Genomic DNA, 18,320 nt, shown 5'->3' with positions numbered 1-18,320 from the left:
CGCTGCCGCGCCCATAGCGCAGACGCCAGACCCCGGGCGCTCCTCCTGGGCTCGCGTCGACGAGGCGCACGGGCGCCAGCGGGTTGGTGACGTCCACCACCCAGGGCGCCTGGGCGAAGCCGGCGAGCTCGTAGCTTTCCTGCGCGAAGAGTGGCCGCCGGCTCCAGCGCAGCTTGCCTGCTTCGGGACCGCGGCTCGGGAGCACGAGCGGCCGGTCCCAGATCACGTCGAACTTGACGAAGGGAGTGTTGTCCGAGGCAATCCCAGGCAGCCAGTCGAGCAGCGAGAGGCGCAAGTTGTTGGATGGCGCCAACCGCACTGCAAAGGTGGTGTAGCTGTTCGGCGGTCGGCTGAACAGCTGGGACCAGCGGATGTCGCCGACATCGATGCTGTTCAGACGCACGTCCACGGCGTGCCGGCCGGAATCGAATTCCTTGGCGCTGACGCCCACACGCAGCTGCGCGTCCGGCGTCGCGGCGCCGCCGAGATCGAGCTCGAAGGGATAGAAGATCGGGTTGTTGGCCCGGATTTCGTCCCAGAACCAGAGATCGTCACAGGTCCCGAACTGCAGATCCTCCTCGAAGTGCTGCCGGGTCCAGCCGCTGCGCACCAGATCCGGCGGCGTCCCCGGTTCGGGAGAGGAGACGGTGGCGGCGCGCAAGCCCTGCGGCACGGCGCCCCAGACGAGCCAGGCGAACTGCGAGCGGTCGTAAGGGTTCTGGGCGTGGAGCAGCGAGTCGGCCCGTAGCCCGGTGAGATCCATGTACTCCTCCGGACCGAGGGCATAGAAGGAGACCGTATCCTGCGTGTCGAAGCTGGCGTCCCCCTCGCCTTGCACCCAGAGCGGCACCTCTTGCAGGGCGTAATCGCCTTGCCAGCTCGCCGGCGTCGAGTCGGCGCGCAGCGGGATCGGTGCCCAGGTATCGACGAAGAGCTGCAGCGTCCTCGGATCGAGGTTCGACAGTTCCGTATCCCCGAGAGCCAGGCGCAAGCGGTCGTAATTCAGAACGTAGAGGCCGGTGCGCGGCACCCGCAGGCGCAAGCGGCGGTCGGGGAGCGCCGCCGTCCCGACGCGGCTCTTCTGCACCTCGAAGCGCGTTTCCCAGCGTCCGGCAGTGGCGGCATTGACGAAGGCGCGGTGCAGGGGCTCCGCCGCGAGCGGACCCTGCTGCAGGCGCGGCCGCTCGGCGAAGCGAAGGCGGACACGGGCGCTGCGCACCAAGGTGGCGCCGCCCGAGGATTCGAAGAGGAGCGGCGTGAAGGCGATCGTCACCAGGTCCCGGCCGCGGAGCTTGCCGCCCGGAATCAGGCGCACGGCGCTCGCCGGTTCGCTGCCGCTCCAGGTGAGCGGTTCTGCTTGCGAAGGGCTCTCGCCGGGAGCAGCAGACACGCGCGGCGCCACCGCATCGGGGAAGCGCTCCCGTTCTTCCCCGAGGACCTCGAGGCTGGCCCCGCGCGGCCCGGGGACGGCGACGAGAACGGTGCGCTGGAAATGGATCGGCAAGCCCGGGGTGCCCGCCCAGGCGAAGTGCGGCAGGTAGAGCTCGCGCTCGCGGCGCTCCGGCGTCGGGGCGCGCAGCACGAGCTCGACGCCTTGATCGTCGTCGCTCACGACTTCGAGCCACTCTTCCACGGCGGGCGCACGGTCACGAGCCTGGACGAAGAAGGCGAAGGCGACGAGGCAGAAGCAGGCGCCGGCGAGAGCGACGGCGCGGCGACGGGGGACGACGGGGCGTTGCCCCGGGTGCGGCATCGAAGACTCCTCCTTGGAGGAGCAGGGCCTCAAGGGTTCGGCGGGAGAGACCTACGGCCGACGAGCGGCGGGCTCTCTGGTGCGGCTTCGTCCACGAGGAGAATCGGGAAGCCGTCCCGGATCGGGTACAGGAGCCGGCAGCGCGGGCAGCGTACCGACTTCCCCTCCCCGTCCTCGGCCAAGGGGCCCTTGCATTGCGGGCAGGCAAGGACCTCGCGGAACTCGCGCACGATCATGGCACCTCCGCGCCGCGGAAGCAACTCGTCCCGGCGTCGGGCGGCGCAACGCCCGTGCCACCCGGCGAGGGCTACAGGGGTGTCTCCGCGTCCGAGAAGACCCCCATGTGCATGTATTTCTCGAAGCGAGTCTCCAGGAGGGTTTCTGTCGGCACGCCCTCCAGACGTTCCAGCTCTTCCCCGATCGTCCGCTCGAGGATCACCCCCATCGCTTCCGGGTCGCGATGCGCGCCCCCCTTGGGCTCTTCGACGACGCGGTCCACGAGCTGCTGCTTTTCCAGGTCCCGCGCCGTGAGCCGCAACGCTTCCGCCGCCCGCGGCGCCTGCGCCCGGTCGCCCCAGAGGATGGCGGCGCAGCCTTCGGGGGAGATCACCGAGTAGATCGAGTTCTCCAGCATGAGGATGCGATCTCCCACCGCCAGGGCCAAGGCCCCGCCGCTGCCGCCTTCGCCGATGATCACCACGACGATGGGGACGGGGATGCGCACCATTTCGCGCAGGTTGCGCGCGATCGCTTCGAACTGACCGCGCTTCTCCGCGTCCACACCGGGATAGGCCCCCGGCGTGTCCACGAAGGTGACGATGGGGCGCGAGAACTTCCCGGCCAGCTGCATGAAGCGCAGCGCCTTGCGATAGCCCTCCGGATGGGGCATGCCGAAGTTGCGCAGCAAGTTCTCTTTGGTGTCCCGGCCCTTCTGATGGCCGAGCACCATGACCTGCCGGCCGCAGAGGAGCGCCATGCCGCCGACGATGGCGCGGTCGTCACCGAATTGTCGGTCCCCGTGCAGCTCGGTGAACTCGGCGCACACGAGGCGGATGTAATCCAGGGTGTAGGGCCGGCGCGGGTGCCGGGCGAGCTGCACGCGCTGCCAGGCGCTGAGGTTGGAGTAGACCTCGCTCAGCAGCCGATCGGCCTGCTTCTCCAGGGACTCGAGCTCGCGCGTCACGTCCATGCCCTTGGTGCTGGCCAGCTCGCGCAGCTCGTGGATCTTCGTCTCCAGCTCGACGACGGGACGTTCGAATTCCAGGATATCGCGTTGCATACCTCGTCCAGCGGGGCCCGCCGGACCACCCGGCAGTGCACCGCCGGTCAGTGTAATGCCCGGCTCAGAGATGGAAAAGGTAGAAGAAGTTGAGCTCCCGGCCCACCTTGCCGTCCTCGTCGGCGTTGCCCAGGAGATCCCGGAGGAGGAAGCGCACGTGGCTGCCCCCGTTGAAGCTCCATTGCACCCCGGCGTGCAGGAAGCCACGGTTGGCGTCGTCCGGGTCGTCGAGGCCGAAGTCGTATTCCCCGAGGAGGCCGAAGTGGCTGCCGATGCTCTCCACCACGTTGGCGAAGAAATCGATGGAGCGGGAGCCCTCGAACGAGTAGTTGAGGCCGCCGGAAAGGGCGGTGAGGAGGGGCCACTCCTGCGCCGCCAAGTGCAGGCTGCCGACGCCGTACAGGCCGAGGGACTTGTACTCGTAGCGGTCCGCTTCCTCCAACCACGAGCCATGCCCCTGGGAATCGAAGCCGAACGCCAGGGAGGGCACGCCTTGCGTGTCGAGGAGGAGGAGCTGCGCCTGGATGCCGGGAATCGGATTGGCGTCGATGGGACCTTCGCCCAGCACTTCCTGCATCCCGTAGGAAAGACCGAAGTGCAGGCGCTCGAAGATGCCGACGGTGAAGTAGGAGAGGACGCTTCCCGACGGGCCGGCGCCGATCTCCCAGCGGGCGTACGCGTGGCCCAAGGCTTCCGCCGTCGGGGTGTCGATGGCGCGGGTGTCGGCTTGCAGTGCAGGCGCGAGGCTGCCAAGGCTGGCGAGAAACGCCCAGGCGAGCGCCGGGAAACGCTTGCCGCCCATCCACCCCTCCCCTGCACCGGCACCGCAGCCGCTTACCGTGCAAGCGCTATCACCAGGGGGGGCGACTGTCAACGGCGGCTGCACCCGCGTTGGGTCTTGGCCCGCGCGCAGGTCCACGGCCCGGGACGCCACCGTTTACCAGACCCTGTACCGCGCTGAGGTCGCAGCGCAGGCGCACGTTCTCCGCTCCGAGCAGCTGGCCGAGGGCGTCGAGGAGGGGCCGCGAGGGCGCCACCTTCACGTTGCGCGCCCGCAGCGCCAGGTCTTGCTCGCCGCCGTGCAGCCGCAGGCGCACCTCGCACTCGCCGGGATGGGCTCCGAGCAGCTCGCGCAGGCGATCCAACGCCTGCCGATCGAGCCGCGTCAGGTCGACGGCGAGATCGACACCCCGACCCAGACGCTGGATCGCCTCTTCCAGACCGAAGACGTGCTCGCAGAGAAGCTTGGTCTCCTGCTCCTCGCGGACGTTCACCCGCCCGCAGACGACGACCACGGCGTCGTTGGCAAGTCGCGTCCCGTAGCGCTCGTAGACGCTGGAGAAGACCAGGAGCTCCGCGGTGCCGACGAAGTCTTCCAGCTTCACGAAGGCCATGGGCTTGCCCTTCTTGTCGGCGATGACGCGGCTCGACACCACGGTGCCCGCGAGGGCGGTGAAGGCATTCTCCTCCGCCTCCTGGAGCTCCAGCGTCGTGCACGGCGCCAGCGAGCGGAGCAGGTGCTTCTGTCCCTGCAGCGGGTGGCCGCTCAGATAGAAACCCAGCACCTGCTTCTCCTGGGCGAGGCGGGTGCCCTCGTCCCAGTCGGGAGACGGCGGCAGCGGCGGCTCCATGTCGGCGGCGTTGCTGCCCGCATCCTCGCCGAAGAGCGAGGCCTGGCCGCGGGCGCGATCCCCTTGCAGGCGTTGCCCGCGCTCCACCGCCAAGTCGAGGCCCGCCAGCTTCTGGGCCCGATTGCCCGGCAGTGAATCCATGGCGCCGGCGGCCACCAAGCTCTCCAGCATGCGCCGGTTCCAGGAGCGCGCCTCGACGCGGGCGCAGAAGTCGAAGAGGGAGCGGAAAGGTCCGCCCTCGTCGCGGGCCTGCACGATGGCCTCGATGGCGCCGGAACCGACGTTCTTCACTGCCCCGAGGCCCGGCAGGATGGCGCCGTCGCGGACGCGGAAATCGACGTAGCAAGTGTTCACGTCCGGCGGCAGCAGGGGGACGCCGCGCCGCCGGCAGTCCTCGATGAGCACGACGATGCGGGCGGTGTCGCTCATCTCCGAGCTCAGCGACGCCGCCAGGTATTCCGCCGGGTAGTGCGCTTTCATGTACGCCGTCTGCACCGAGATCACGGCGTAGGCCACGGAGTGCGACTTGTTGAAGCCGTAGCCGGCGAAATGCTCGATCTGCTCCCAGATGCTCTCGGCCAACACGCGGTCGACTTCGCCGCGCACCGCTCCTTGCACGAAGCGGGAGCGCTGCGCCTCCATGACGTCGCGCTTCTTCTTCCCCATCGCCTTGCGCAGCAGGTCCGCCTCGCCCAGGCTGAAGCCAGCGAGCTCGCTGGCGATGCGCATCACTTGCTCCTGGTAGAGGATGACCCCGTACGTCTCCCGCAGGATCTCCACCAGCTTGGGATGCAACGACTCGAGCGGCCGCCGGCCGTGCTTGCGCTCGATGAAGTCCTGCACCATGCCGCTCTTCAGCGGCCCCGGGCGGAAGAGCGCGTTGATGGCGGCGATGTCCTCGAAGCGGTCCGGAGCGATCTTGCGCAGCAGGTCCCGCATGCCCGCCGATTCCAGCTGGAAGACGCCGACGGTGTCCGCCTGGCGCAGCAGCGCATAGGTGCCCGGATCGTCCAGGGGAATGCGCCGCCAGTCGATGTCGATGCCGTGGGTCTCGCGCACCCGCTGCACCGCCATCTCCAGCACCGTGAGAGTGCGGAGCCCCAGGAAGTCGATCTTCAGCAGCCCCACGTCTTCCAGGGCGGTCATGCCGTATTGGGTGGTGACCTCGTCCTTCTGCGAGCGGTAGAGCGGCACGTGGTGCACCAGCTCCGTCGGCGTGATGACGATGCCGGCGGCATGGATGGAGGCGTGGCGCACCAGACCTTCGAGGATCTCGGCGATCTGCAGCAGCTCGTGCTGCGGGTGCACGGGGTTCCGCATCTCCCCAAACTCGGTGACCGTGTCCAGCGCCTTGCCGAGGGTCATCCCCGGCAGGGTGGGGATCATCTTGGCCAGGCGGTCGGTCTCGGCGTAGGAGAGGCGCAGCACGCGGCCCACATCGCGTACCACGGCCCGCGCCGCCATGGTACCGAAGGTGATGATCTGGCAGACGTTGTCGCGGCCGTACTTCTGCTTGACGTACTCGATCACCTCGCCGCGGCGCTCGTCGAAATCGATGTCGATGTCCGGCATGGAGATGCGCTCGGGATTGAGGAAGCGCTCGAAAAGCAGGCCGTGCTGGATCGGATCCACGTCGGTGATGCCGAGGCAGTAGCACACCAGGCTGCCGGCGGCGGAGCCGCGTCCCGGGCCGACGGCGATACCGCGCTCGCGGGCGGCGCGGATGAAATCGGCCACGATGAGGAAGTAACCGGCGAAGCCCATGCGGGCGATGACGTCGAGCTCGTAGCGCAGGCGCGCCTCGAGTGCGTCGCCTCCCTCTGGGTAGCGCCCCTGGAAACCCCGCCGCGACTCCGCTTCCAGGTAGGCTTCCGGGCTCGCGAACCCCGGGGGAATGGGGAAATGGGGCAGGAGGAAGCGGCCGAGCTCCAGCTCCAGATGGCAGGCGTCCGCCGCCGCGAGAGTGTTCTCCAGGTACTCCGGGTGCTCCGGCACCAGCTGCAGCATCTCGTTGGCACTCTTGAAATAGAGCTCCTGACTCTGGAAGCGGAAGCGTTGCGGATCTTCCCGATCCTTCCCGGTCTGGATGCAGAGCAGCACGTCGTGCGCCTCGGCGTGCCCCCGTTGCAGATAGTGGCTGTCGTTGGTGATCAGGATCGGCGCGCCCGTGGCCGCGGCCAGCTCCGGCAGCCGGGCTCCTACTTTCGCCTCCGCCGGGATGCCGTGCTGCTGCAGCTCCAGGTAATAATGTTCGCGGCCGAAGATCTCCTGATGTTCTTGGACGCAGCGAACCGCGGCGTCGAAGCGGTCGGCCAAGAGGAGCTGGGGCACCTCGCCCTTGAGACAACCGGAGAGCGCGAGGAGTCCATCGCCGTGCGCCGCGAGCAACTCTCGGTCGATGCGCGGCCGGAAATGGAAACCGGTGAGGAAACCCTCGGAGGTGAGCTTGAGGAGATTGCGGTAACCCTTGTCGTTCCGCGCCAGGAGCACCAGATGGTAGTAGTCGGCCCACTGGCGCGGCTTCTCCCGCCGCGAGCCGTAGGCGACGTAAGCCTCACAGCCCAGGATGGGGCGGATGCCTGCGGCCCGCGCCGTCTTGTAGAACTCGATGGCGCCGAAGAGATTGCCGTGATCGGTGAGGGCCAGCGCCGGCATCTCGAGCTCTCGCGCCCGGCGCACCAGGGCCGGGAGGCGCTGCGCCCCATCGAGGAGACTGAAATCCGAATGCGTGTGCAGGTGGACGAAGCCCGGCATCTTTTTTTCTCGCGCCTTCTCTGTCTCCCGGGGGCTCCCGCGCTCCTCCGGCAGCGCTCCCCTCAAGGGAGGGTGAACTCCCAGCTGCGCTCGCTCTGATTGCCGACGCGATCCTCGGCGCGCATCACCAGCCGATGGGCACCGGCAGCGAGCGGTCGCGTCGGGTGGAGGCGCACGCGGCCGCTCTCTGGGTCCCACTCCGGGATCGCCACCACGCCATCGATGTGCGCTTGCAGGTCGCCATCACCGAGGTCGCTGCCGGCGTCGGCGACGAAGCACTGCAACTGCGGCGGCGCGCCCCGCCGTGGCAGGCAGCGGAAATCCCGCAGCACCGGAGGCGTCGAGTCGCGCAGCACGGCGAAGATGCCGAGAGCACTGCTCTCCCCTACCAGCTCCCCAGCCTCGTTCGGCGCCGCCAGGAAAGTGAGCTGCCCGCGCTCCCAGACGAAAAGCCCGATGCCGCCTTGGGCACCTGCGGCTGCCGGCGTCGCCGCCGGGACGACATGGACGCGGACCGGCGCATCCAGCGCCGCGGTGCGCGGTTCTGCCACCACGCAAGGTCCCGCCGGGCGCAGCTCCGGCCCCAGCCCCAAGGCAGCGGGATCGGTGTCGCGTAGCCGCAGCGCGATCGTTTCCAGCAGCGTCTGCCGCTCGAACTCGAAGCGTAGCGACGGATGCAGGTCGATACGGCGGGCCCGACCGCGGCGCAGGATGCGCGCCTGCAATTCCTCCTGCAGTATCGCACGGCGGCCGTCGCTCGCGGTGGCTTCCACCGCGAGGCCGTCGAAATCCTCCAGATCCTCCACCGCGGCGGACCAGGCATAGCGCTTGTCGCCCGTCTGCCGCAGCGGTCCCACCTCGCGGCGCTTGCCGTTGTTCGCCAGGAGCGCCAGGCGCGGCGGCGCGCTCAAGATCGCTTCGGGCTCGATGCCGATCTCGAGGAGGCCGTAGCGCCACTGGTTCGTGACCCGCAGGGCGAACTTGCCTTGTCGCTCCGGGCGCGCCGGCGCGCCGGTGGCGAGAGCCTGCAGCCCGGAAGGATCGGTGACCCGGGCCCGAAAGACGAGGGGACTCTTGCCATCCCAGGCGATCGCCGCGCGCCAGGTGTGGCGCCTTTCTCCGGCGCGCCATGGCAGCGTGGTCCAACCGCTTTGGGGGTCGCGCGACTGCTGCAGGCGGAGCTCGAGACTGTCGCCGTCGGCGTCGCTCGCCGTCACTCCGAGCTGCACCGAGTCCCCGACCACCTGCACCTGCAGCGGCTCGAGCTGCGGCACGCTGCTGGCGAGAAAGGAAAAGCGCATCTGGCGCGACTGCCCGGCGACGTCCGCCACCTCCACCTCCACCTCGTGAGCTCCCGGCGCCAGCAGCGAGGGATCGTCGAGACCGGCGGCCTCGGGGATCCCGGCGATCACCTGCCCTCGCCCGGCCGCGGCGGCGGCCTCGCGCCCGGGCAGCCGGCTCGAAGCACGGGCGAAGAGGAGGAAGTAGCGGCGGTCGTGCCGCCACAGCTCCTCCTGGTCGTAATCCAGAACGATCTGATGGTTGTCGGCGTAATCGAAGCGCTCGTGCACGGCACGAAACAGCGGCCGCCCGTCGACGCGCACCTCGTAGCGATAAGGCACTTGCTGGTGCCCCGGCGCGGCGCGATCGAAGGCGCGCACAGCGAAGCCCAAGCGCCCGGCGGCGCGCAGCGGCCGGACCGGCGGCGCCTCCAGAACCACGGGTTCGCTCCCGCCTTCCACGTGTGCCTGGGCATCGAGAGGCAGGATCTCCACCGCTTGCAGGGTGGGCAGCACGGCGTCGTCGACAGCGAAGCCGCGGTTCTGCGGGTTGGTGGCCACGTCGCCATCGCGCACCTCGAAGTGCAGGTGCGGGTAGCCGACGCCGGTGTCGCCGCTCCAGGCCACGATCTGGCCGCGCTGCACCCGGATCTCTTGCGCCGGAAGCTGCACATCGAAGGTGTAGCGGCCGCGCTGCACCTGTTCGCGCCAGGCCCGTTCGGCCATAGGGGCGGCGAAACCATCCAGGTGCGCGTACACCACCAGCGGGCCGTCGTCGAGCTGCACGTAGAGAGCCTTGCCGAAACCGAAGGGGGACATGCGCAGGCGCGCCACCCAGCCGTCGCCGACGGCGCGGCAGGCGATGCCGGTCCTGCCCCCGGTGCCGAGATCGATGCCGGCGTGGATGTGGGTGCGCCGTGGCTCGCCGAAGCTGCTGGTCAACGTCCGCGGGGCGTCGAGAGGCCAGTCGTAGTCCGCCGGCGCTGCCAGCGCGGCGAGCAACCCCACACCCACGAATGCTGCGAGAGCACCCATCCCCGCACCTCGACCCCAGTGAGCGCTCGTCCCTGGAAGACACGAAAAGGTAGAGCGCGCCAGACGGCGCGCGCCGTGCGGGGAATACCATCCACTGCGCGCGAGCGTCAAGCGCCGCCGCTGCCGCCGCTCCTCCGCTTGCCCCAGGCTCCCCCCTGTGCTAATTTCGGCCGTTCGAGTGACGCCGGCCCTCGCGCGGCGAGACCGCGTGCAGCCCGTGCCGAGCCTCGCCGCACCGTCGCTCCGTCCGCGCGGCGGCGCCCACGACCCAGGAGTGCGCACCATGCTCAAGCAACTGCGCTCGCAGCGCACGATGAAGACGGTCATGTGGGTGATGGCCGGCGTCTTCGTCATCGGCTTCCTCTTCCTCGGGCAAGGCCTCAATGTCGGCAGCGGCGGGGGCGGCCAGACGCAGGGCAACCTGGCGGCGGTGGTGAACGGCGTCAAGGTCCCCTACGAGACCTACAACAACCGCGTGACCCAGCTCGCGGAGGGCGAGCGCGCCCGTTCGAGCCGCGACGATCTCAGCAGTGCCGACTACGAGCGCTTGGAGAGCCAGGCCTACCAGGGCCTGGTGACCGAGGTCCTGGTGCGCCAGGAGGCGCAGCGGCTGGGCCTGCGCGCGGACGACAACGAGATCGTTGCCTACCTGGAGAACAACCCGCCCCCCTTCGTGCGCCAGAGCTTCACCGATGAACAGGGCAACTTCGACGCCCAAGCCTTCCGCCACGCCCTGGACGATCCGAACACCGACTGGCGCGCCGCCGAGGCGTACGTGCGCGATCTGCTGCCGACGCTCAAGCTCCAGCAGATGGTCGCCGCCGGCGTCACGGTGAGCGAAGTCGAAGTGCGCGAGGAGTTCGTGCGCCGCACCCTGCGTTCCACGGTGCGCTACATCGGCAAGCGCTGGAGCGACATCCCGCAGGACACCGCCACGCCCAGCGACGAGGAGCTGCGGCGCTTCCACCAGGAACACCCCGAGCTCTTCTCGCAGGGGGAGCAGGTCCGCGTCGAGGCGCTCCGGGTGGCGAAGAAGGCGAGCGCCGAGGATCAGGACGAACTGCGGCGCGACGCCGCCAAGATCCTCGACGAACTCCACCGCGGCGTGACCACGGATTTCGCCGCCCTCGCCGGGATCTACTCGGAGGACCCGAGCGCCAGCCAGGGTGGTTCCATGGGCTGGGTGCGACGCGGCTTCCTCCCGGCGGTGGTGGACGAGGCGGTGTGGGAGTTGCCCGTCGGCGGGCGCACGGCACCGCTGCTGGCGGAACGTGGCCTCTACATCGTGCAAGTGGACAGCTCCCGCACCGCCGCGGACGGACAGCACGAGCTCTACTTGCGTCAGCTCTTCTTGCAACTCAAAGCGAGCGCTACCACCGAGGACAGCCTGCGGACCTTCGCCTTCCAGCTCGCCGACGCGGCCCGGAAGGATTTCGCCGGCACGGCGCAGAAGTACGGCCTCACGCCGGAGAAGCTGGAGCCCATCACGGCGAGCACCTTCATCTCCGGCTTCGGCTTCTCGCAGCGCCTGCACGACTGGGCGTTCGCGGCCTCACCCAACGACGTGGGCGGCCCCTTCGGCAACGACGAGGCGATTCTGGTTCTCCGGGTGCTGGGGAAGGATCCGCCGGGGCTCGAGGACTTCGAGACCGTGCGCCCGCGGGTGCAGAGCGGTTTCCTGGAGCAGAAGCGCAAGGACGCCGTCCGCGCCATCCTGACGGCGGTGACCCAGGAGATGGCCGCAGGACGGACGCTGGACGAGGCGGCTCGCAACCACGGCCTCGAAGTGAAGACACCGGAACCCTTCACTTTCTACGAGAGCGTTCCCGACGTGGGCGGGGCCAACGAGTTCACCGCCGTCGCCACTGCCCTCGAGCCGGGGAAAACGAGCGGCGTGGTGGAAACGACGACGGGAGCTTTCATCGTCCAGCTCCTGCGGCGGGATCCGTTCGACGAGGCCAAGTACCAGGGGGCGCGGGAGATGCACTTTCGCACCCTGTTCGACCGGCAGGTCAGCATGCTCCTGCAGAGCTGGGTGGAGAACCTGCAGAAGGCGGCGAAAATCCAGGACCGCCGCGGCCCGCGGGTGTAGAGCGCGCCCCACGAGCACCACGACCATCGACGCGTCCCTCGACCACGCCTTCGTGCCCGCGTGTTTGCGTTTTGAGGCCCCATGGGCTTGGCCGCGAGGCAGCCGCGCCGGCAGGGGAGGAATCGACTGAAACGTCGTTCGGGCATGGCTTTCGTCGTCATCGGCGTTGCTTTTCTCGCCATCTCCCTCTCCGGCCAGCGCGCCTTCACGGCCCTGGGCCTCGCTTTTCTGGCCATCGGGATCGCTCGCCTGGTGCGCCGGTAGAGCGTAGGTGGCAGGGTCCCTGCTGCCGTCGTGGGACCGAGCGCCCCTCGCCCTGCGTTTTGAATTCCTCCTTCGCCCCGGCTCGCTCGACCCGACTCGACAAGACAAGGCCGTGATCAGTGGATCCACCATCGTACCGGCAGGATTCCTCCTTCGCGACTCGGGAAAGTTCTGGAGCCGCGTTCGAGTTGCCGCCCCGATGGGCGGACGCGGACCGTGCCGCTATCGTGACCGGAGACACTGTGCGAGGTCGTGCGTGAAGAAAGGCGAGAGGCTGCATTGAAGGGGGGCCGCGCAGGGGGATGGAAGTTCCAATCCTCAACCACGGGCCGTATCTGATCGGCAGCGTACAATCGGCGCTCACGGACGCCGACTTTTTGCGACTCCGCGACGGCTTGGTGGAGAAAGTGGGACGCTTCCACTGCCTCGGCGTCATCGTGGACGTGACGGCCACGGACGTCGTGGATTCCTTCGCCGCCCGCACCCTGGTCGACATCGCCCGGATGGTCCGGCTGCGCGGCGCGAAGATGATCCTCGTCGGCATCCAGGCCGACGTGGCGGTCTCGATGGTGCGGCTCGGTGTCACCCTCGACGGCGTGGACACCGCCCTCGATCTCGATGCGGGGGTGACCTTGCTGGATCTCATGACCGGGGAGAGTGGGAGAGCGGTGTCGAGCGGTACCCGGTGAGCCGCGTCCCTCGAGCCGCCGCCAACCGCAGGTCCACCATGCATCACCGCCGGGCTGCGAGGAAGAATCCGCCCATCCCGATCCAATCGGACGTGGACATTCTGCTGGCGCGGCGGAGAGGGCGGGTGTTGGCCCAGCAGCTGGGAATGTCGGCCACTGAGCAGACGGTGGTGGCCACGGTCATTTCCGAGTTGTCTCGCAACATCCTGCTCTACGCCCAGACCGGCATGCTCAGCCTGGAGACGGAGCGGCTCAATGGCCGTCGCGGCCTCGTGATCGTGGCGAAGGATCGGGGGCCGGGAATCCGCGACATCGAACAGGCGCTGCAGGTGGGATTCTCGACCTCCCGCAGCCTCGGGCTCGGCCTCCCGGGAGTGAAACGACTCATGGACGATTTCGAGATCGTTTCCAAGAGGAAGAAGGGAACGATCGTGACCGCGATAAAATGGAAGGGCTGAGCGGAGAGAGCTCGGGAAACCAGGGGCGACGCGAGCCAAGGAGCCGGAGGATGGGAGTGCAAGTACTGATCGCCGATGATCATCAGATCTTGCGCGAGGGGCTGCGGGGTTTGCTCGAGCGGGCCGGATTCCAGGTGGTCGCGGAAGCCGCCGACGGCCGCGAGGCGGTGCGTCTCGCCGCGTCGAAGCTTTGCCCGGACGTGGCGGTCCTCGACCTGGCGATGCCCAACTTGAACGGCGTGGATGCGGCGCGCGAGATGCTGCGCACCTCACCCCGGCTGAAGACGATCCTTCTCACCATGCACACCGAGGAGCCCTACGTCCTCGAGGCGTTGCGTGCCGGGGTGAGCGGCTACGTCCTCAAGACCCAGGCGACCGACGATCTCGTGCAGGCTATTCGGGAGGTCATGCGCGGCTCCCTCTACTTGAGCCCGAGAGTCTCGCGGACGCTAGCCGACGCCTACCGCTCGAAATCCGAGCTGCCGTCGAGCCCGCTGAGCCCGCGGGAACGCCAGGTCCTGCAGCTGGTCGCCGAAGGCAACACGACGAAGCAGGTCGCTGCGATTCTCGGGGTCAGCCTCAAGACCGCCGACGCCCACCGGACGCACCTCATGGCGAAGCTGGACATCCACGAAACCGCGAGCTTGGTGCGTTACGCCATCCGCATGGGCCTGGTGCAGCCCTGAGCCTCTGTCGCATGGCACACTCGCCTCGGAGGGGACGCGGCGGCGCTCGCGCCCCTACTTCCAACTCGACGAGCCGTCCTCGCTGCGCCCCTGCGGTTTGACTTCCTTCCCGCCCCTTTCTAGCTTGTCGAGACTCGCTGCGCTCGGTGCGCCTGGTCCCCTACCTGTCCTCCTCGAGGAGCGACCCCGTGACCGCAAGACGGTGGCAGCATGGTCTGCTGGCCCGCACCGGCCGACACCGTCTCCGAGGCTTGGGGCTGGCGGTGGGGCTCGCCGTTCCCTGTTTCTTCAGCGCCGTGACCGGCGCCGGGGAGCCGCCGCGCTACATCGGCCGCTGGGGCCTGCAAGGCAGCGACCCGGGGCTGCTCGAGTACCCCCAGGGCATCGGCGCCGACGCGGCGGGCGTCCTCTATGTGGCCGACACGCGCAACCACCGCATCCAGAAGTTCACCGCGGACGGGCGCTTCCTCGCCGGCTGGGGCGAGCTCGGCACCGGCCCGGGACAGTTCGATACCCCCACCCGTCTCGCCGTCGATGCCCGCGGCTTCGTCTACGTCGCCGATTCACGCAACGGGCGCATCCAGAAGTTCAGCCAGGACGGCGACTTCCTCGCCGCCTGGGACCAGGCGGGAGAAGCACCCGGTGAATTCCTCGCGCCCTACGCCGTGGCGGTGGATCCTGCCGGTCACGTTTACGTCTCGGACACCGCCCGCGGCGATGTGCAGAAGTTGAGCGCCGACGGCGCTCCCCTCGCCGCCTGGGGCTCGGCCTTCAACAGTGACGGCCGCTTCCACGGCGCCCTCGGTCTCACCGCCACCGCCTCCCATGTTTACGTCACCGAGATCGGCTACCAGAACGAGGACTGCTGCGAGTGCGTCTACCAGTTCACCACCGACGGCGACTTCGTCCGCCGCTGGGGACGGAAGGGCGAGGCTGCCGGCGAATTCATCACCCCGCTCGGGGTGGCGACCGACTCGGTGGGGAATGTCATCGTCATCGACCATCACAACTTCCGCCTGCAGAAGTTCACCCGCGACGGCGCCTTCCTCGCCGCCTGGGGACGGCGTGGCACTGCTCCCGGGGAGCTCATCGACCCCCACGACATCGTGCTGGATCCGTCCGGGGACGTCTTCATCACCGACTTCGGCGACGATGGCCAGGTGATGCACTGGAGCTACCGGCCGACACCGGTGCAGCAGCCGGCCTGGAGTGCGGTGAAGGACCTCTTCCGTCCGGCGCGCCGGCGGCCCCGGTTACCAGCGCGGCGCCTCACGCGGACGCGGCGACAGCGCGCCTGCGGCTGGCCACGGCGCTCTCTCCATGCGCCGGCTGCCCTGCTCCCGCCCTGAGGCCCGCTTCCGGTGCGGGAGCGCGCGGCGTCACTTGTCGCTCTGCTTCCAACCGTGCTTCCGCTATAGTCGGCCCCTCGAGCTCGCCGTTCCCCCATCCTGGACAAAGGAGACGCACGTGGTGTTCCCGACCTCGCGAAGCCCCGGCCGCGCCGCCCGCTGGTGCGTGCTCGTGCCGTGCCTGCTCGTCGTGGCCGGCCCGGCGCTCGGGGCGGGGATCTTCCCCTACCCGGCGCACGTGGAAAAACTCGACAACGGCCTGCAGGCCATCGTCATCCCCATGCAATCCGGCGGCCTCGTCGCCTACTGGAGCATCGTGCGCACCGGCGCCCGGGACGAGTACGAGCCCGGGCACACGGGCTTCGCCCATTTCTTCGAGCACATGATGTTCCGCGGCTCCGAAAAGTACCCGCGGGAGGCGCGGGAGAAGATCGTCACCGCCATGGGTGCGGACACCAACGCCTTCACCAGCGACGATCTCACCGCCTACTACTTCAACATCGCCGCCGAGGACCTGGAGAAGGTCGTCGATCTCGAAAGCGACCGCTTCAAGAACTTGCAGTACCCCGAGGAAGAGTTCAAAACCGAGTCGGGGGCGGTGTACGGCGAGTACCGCAAGAACCGTAGCAGCCCCTTCTTCACCCTCTACGAGGCCATCCACCAGGCCGCCTACGACGTGCACACCTACGGCCACACCGCCATGGGCGTCGTCGAGGACATCCAGGCCATGCCCACGATGTACGAGTATTCCCGTTCCTTCTTCCAGCGCTACTACCGGCCGGAGAACGTGGTGATCCTGGTCACCGGGGACGTGAAGGTGCCGGAGACCATGGCGCTGCTGAAGAAATACTACGGCGATTGGAAGCCCGGTTACGTGGCGCCGCAGGTACCGGCCGAGCCCGAGCAGTCGCGGGAGAAGCGCCTCGACGTCCCCTACGAGGGCCAGTCGCTGCCCATCGCCTGGGTGGCGTACAAGGTCGATGCCTTCGATCCGAAGAACACCAACCTGGTGGCGGCGCAGCTGCTTTCGGCGCTCGCCTTCGGTGAGACCAGCGCCATCCACAAGAAGCTCGTCCTCGACGAGCAGGTGCTCGAATTCATCGAGGCCGAGGTCAACATGAACCGCGACCCCGGGCTGCTGGACATCATCGCCCGCATCAAGGATCCGGCCAAGGTCGACTACGTGCTCGGCGAAATCGACGCCACCATCGCCCAGTACCGCGACACGGCGCCGGACGCCCAGCGCCTGGCGGATCTGAAATCGCGCCTCAAGTACGAGTTCCTCATGGGCCTGGACACGCCGATGAACGTGGCGCGGGCGCTCGTTCGCGTCATCGCCGTGAGCGGCGGCATCGACGCCGTGGAGACCCTGTACGACGCCTACGGACGCGTCAGCGCGGCGGACGTCCAGGCGGCGGCGCAGAAGTACTTGGTACCCACACGGCGAACCGTCGCCGTCCTGCGGGGAGGTCAGAGCTGATGCGAGACTCTCGCCAGCAGAGCCGCAGGGCTCGGTGGCCACGGGCCGCCGCCGCCCTCCTCTTCCTTCTCCTTCCGGCATGCGGCGACAAGGGCGCCGGCCCAGACAGCGCGGGCTCGGGCCCGGTCCTCCTCCCGGTGCCCGACGATCCGACGGTGAGCTTCAACCTCTGGTTCAAGGTGGGGTCGCAGAACGACCCGACCGGTAAGGAGGGCCTGGCCGCACTCACCGGCCAGCTGCTCGCCGAGGGCGCGACGACGCAGAACACCTACGAGGCGATCCTCGCCAAGCTCTATCCGCTGGCGTCTTCGTACCAGGTGCGCGTGGATCGGGAGATGACGACGGTCACCGGCCGTACCCACAAGGACAACCTGGAGAAGTTCTACGCCCTGTTCACCGATGCCGTGCTGCGCCCGGCCTTCGGGGCCGACGACTTCGAGCGGCTGCGCAGCAACGCGCTCAACGAGATCGAGAACACCTTGCGCTACGCTTCCGACGAGGAACTCGGCAAGGCGGCGTTCTACGACTTCGTCTTCCAGGGCACTTCGTATGCGCACCCGATGCTGGGGACGGTGCAGGCTCTGAAGTCGATCACCCTGGAGGACGTGAAGGGCTTCTACGCCCAGTACTTCACCGCCGGCAACGTCGTCGTCGGCCTCGGCGGTGGCTATCCGGCGGCGCTCCCGGAGCGACTGCAGAAGGACCTCGGCAGCCTGGCGGCCGGCGCGCCGGCGGCGCTCGCGGCAGCGCCGGCGCCGGCATTCGCCGGGCGCCAGGTCACGATCGTCGCCAAGCCCGGCGCCGACGCCTCCCTCAGCTTCGGCTTCCCCGTCGACGTGCACCGGGGCTCGCGGGAGTTCTATGCCTTGTGGGTGGCGAACTCCTGGCTTGGCGAGCATCGCAACAGCTCCAGCCACCTGTATCAGGTGATCCGCACCGACCGGGGTCTCAACTACGGCGACTACTCCTACATCGAGGCTTATCCCGAAGGCGGGCAGCGGCAGAAGCCGCCGACCAACGTCGGGCGCCGGCAGCAGTGCTTCGAGGTGTGGATCCGCACGCTCCCCAACGACCAGGCGGTCTTCGCCCTGCGGGCAGCGCTGCGGGAGATCGAGGCTCTCATCGCCCACGGGATGACGCCGGAGGAGTTCGAGCTCACCCGCTCGTTCCTGAACAAGTACATCCTGCACTACGCGGAAACGACGCAGCAGCGGCTGGGCTACGCCGTGGACGACCGTTTCTACGCTCTCCCGGCCAGTCACCTGGAGACCTTCCGCCGCAGCCTCGGAGAGCTCACGGTGGCGGAGGTGAATGCCGCCATCGCCAAGCATTTGCAGCTCGAGCGACTCAAGATCGCCATCGTCACCGGTCAGCCCGAGATCCTGCAGGAGCAGCTCGCCAGTGCCGGAGCGACGCCGCTCAGCTACAAGATGCCCAAGCCCGAGACGGTGATGGCAGAGGACAAGGAGATCGCCAGCCTGCCGCTCGGCATTACCGCCGACGCCATCCGCGTCGTGCCGGTGCAGCAGATGTTCGAGCGGTGAGCCTCAAACCTGCCGCAGGGGCGGGC

Annotated in this window: 14 protein-coding genes; 8 read left to right on the top strand and 6 right to left on the bottom strand. The window is 68.6% G+C overall.

What is annotated here, in order from left to right; translation table 11 throughout:
• The 6 genes from VFE28_14310 to VFE28_14285 all read right to left on the bottom strand — a co-directional run.
• The coding region (locus VFE28_14310) for a hypothetical protein (protein HZM17171.1) at window positions 1–1,753 on the bottom strand (1,753 nt) is incomplete at its 3' end.
• Window positions 1,754–1,782: 29 nt separating this feature from the next.
• On the bottom strand, window positions 1,783–1,989 hold the full coding sequence (locus VFE28_14305; GenBank protein HZM17170.1) for a Trm112 family protein: 207 nt from the start codon (window positions 1,987–1,989) through the stop codon (window positions 1,783–1,785).
• 71 nt (window positions 1,990–2,060) lie between these two features.
• Entirely contained in the window at window positions 2,061–3,032 is a 972-nt protein-coding gene (locus VFE28_14300) for an acetyl-CoA carboxylase carboxyltransferase subunit alpha (GenBank protein ID HZM17169.1), read from the bottom strand.
• A gap of 64 nt (window positions 3,033–3,096) precedes the next feature.
• Window positions 3,097–3,834, bottom strand: coding sequence for a hypothetical protein (locus tag VFE28_14295; GenBank protein HZM17168.1), 738 nt, complete (start codon window positions 3,832–3,834; stop codon window positions 3,097–3,099).
• 49 nt (window positions 3,835–3,883) lie between these two features.
• Window positions 3,884–7,417, bottom strand: a complete 3,534-nt coding sequence (dnaE, locus tag VFE28_14290) for a DNA polymerase III subunit alpha (GenBank protein HZM17167.1) — start codon at window positions 7,415–7,417, stop codon at window positions 3,884–3,886.
• A gap of 62 nt (window positions 7,418–7,479) precedes the next feature.
• A complete protein-coding gene (locus VFE28_14285) occupies window positions 7,480–9,732 on the bottom strand; it encodes a M23 family metallopeptidase (GenBank protein ID HZM17166.1) in 2,253 nt (750 codons plus the stop codon).
• A 208-nt stretch (window positions 9,733–9,940) separates the two neighbouring features.
• Between VFE28_14285 and VFE28_14280 the strand changes: the two genes are divergently transcribed.
• The 8 genes from VFE28_14280 (at window position 9,941) to VFE28_14245 (ending at window position 18,294) form a co-directional block, all read left to right on the top strand.
• Complete coding sequence (locus VFE28_14280) at window positions 9,941–11,824, top strand: peptidyl-prolyl cis-trans isomerase (protein HZM17165.1); 1,884 nt, start codon at window positions 9,941–9,943, stop codon at window positions 11,822–11,824.
• Between the two features lie 81 nt (window positions 11,825–11,905).
• The gene (locus tag VFE28_14275; protein ID HZM17164.1) at window positions 11,906–12,088 is read left to right on the top strand and encodes a hypothetical protein; all 183 of its coding nucleotides are present in this window, start codon (window positions 11,906–11,908) and stop codon (window positions 12,086–12,088) included.
• Between the two features lie 302 nt (window positions 12,089–12,390).
• Complete coding sequence (locus VFE28_14270; protein ID HZM17163.1) at window positions 12,391–12,777, top strand: STAS domain-containing protein; 387 nt, start codon at window positions 12,391–12,393, stop codon at window positions 12,775–12,777.
• A 38-nt stretch (window positions 12,778–12,815) separates the two neighbouring features.
• Complete coding sequence (locus VFE28_14265) at window positions 12,816–13,235, top strand: anti-sigma regulatory factor (protein ID HZM17162.1); 420 nt, start codon at window positions 12,816–12,818, stop codon at window positions 13,233–13,235.
• Window positions 13,236–13,285: 50 nt separating this feature from the next.
• Window positions 13,286–13,921 (top strand): response regulator transcription factor, encoded by a 636-nt coding sequence (locus tag VFE28_14260; GenBank protein HZM17161.1) that lies wholly within the window; start codon window positions 13,286–13,288, stop codon window positions 13,919–13,921.
• A 188-nt stretch (window positions 13,922–14,109) separates the two neighbouring features.
• A complete protein-coding gene (locus VFE28_14255) occupies window positions 14,110–15,270 on the top strand; it encodes a 6-bladed beta-propeller (protein HZM17160.1) in 1,161 nt (386 codons plus the stop codon).
• A 118-nt stretch (window positions 15,271–15,388) separates the two neighbouring features.
• Window positions 15,389–16,750 (top strand): pitrilysin family protein, encoded by a 1,362-nt coding sequence (locus tag VFE28_14250; GenBank protein ID HZM17159.1) that lies wholly within the window; start codon window positions 15,389–15,391, stop codon window positions 16,748–16,750.
• Window positions 16,750–18,294, top strand: coding sequence for a pitrilysin family protein (locus VFE28_14245; protein ID HZM17158.1), 1,545 nt, complete (start codon window positions 16,750–16,752; stop codon window positions 18,292–18,294). The genes VFE28_14250 and VFE28_14245 overlap by 1 nt, the downstream gene beginning before the upstream one ends.
• The last annotated feature ends 26 nt before the right edge of the window (window positions 18,295–18,320 follow it).

Source organism: Candidatus Krumholzibacteriia bacterium (assembly GCA_035649275.1).
GTDB lineage: Bacteria > Krumholzibacteriota > Krumholzibacteriia.
This window is presented reverse-complemented; position numbering and strand designations above follow the sequence as displayed.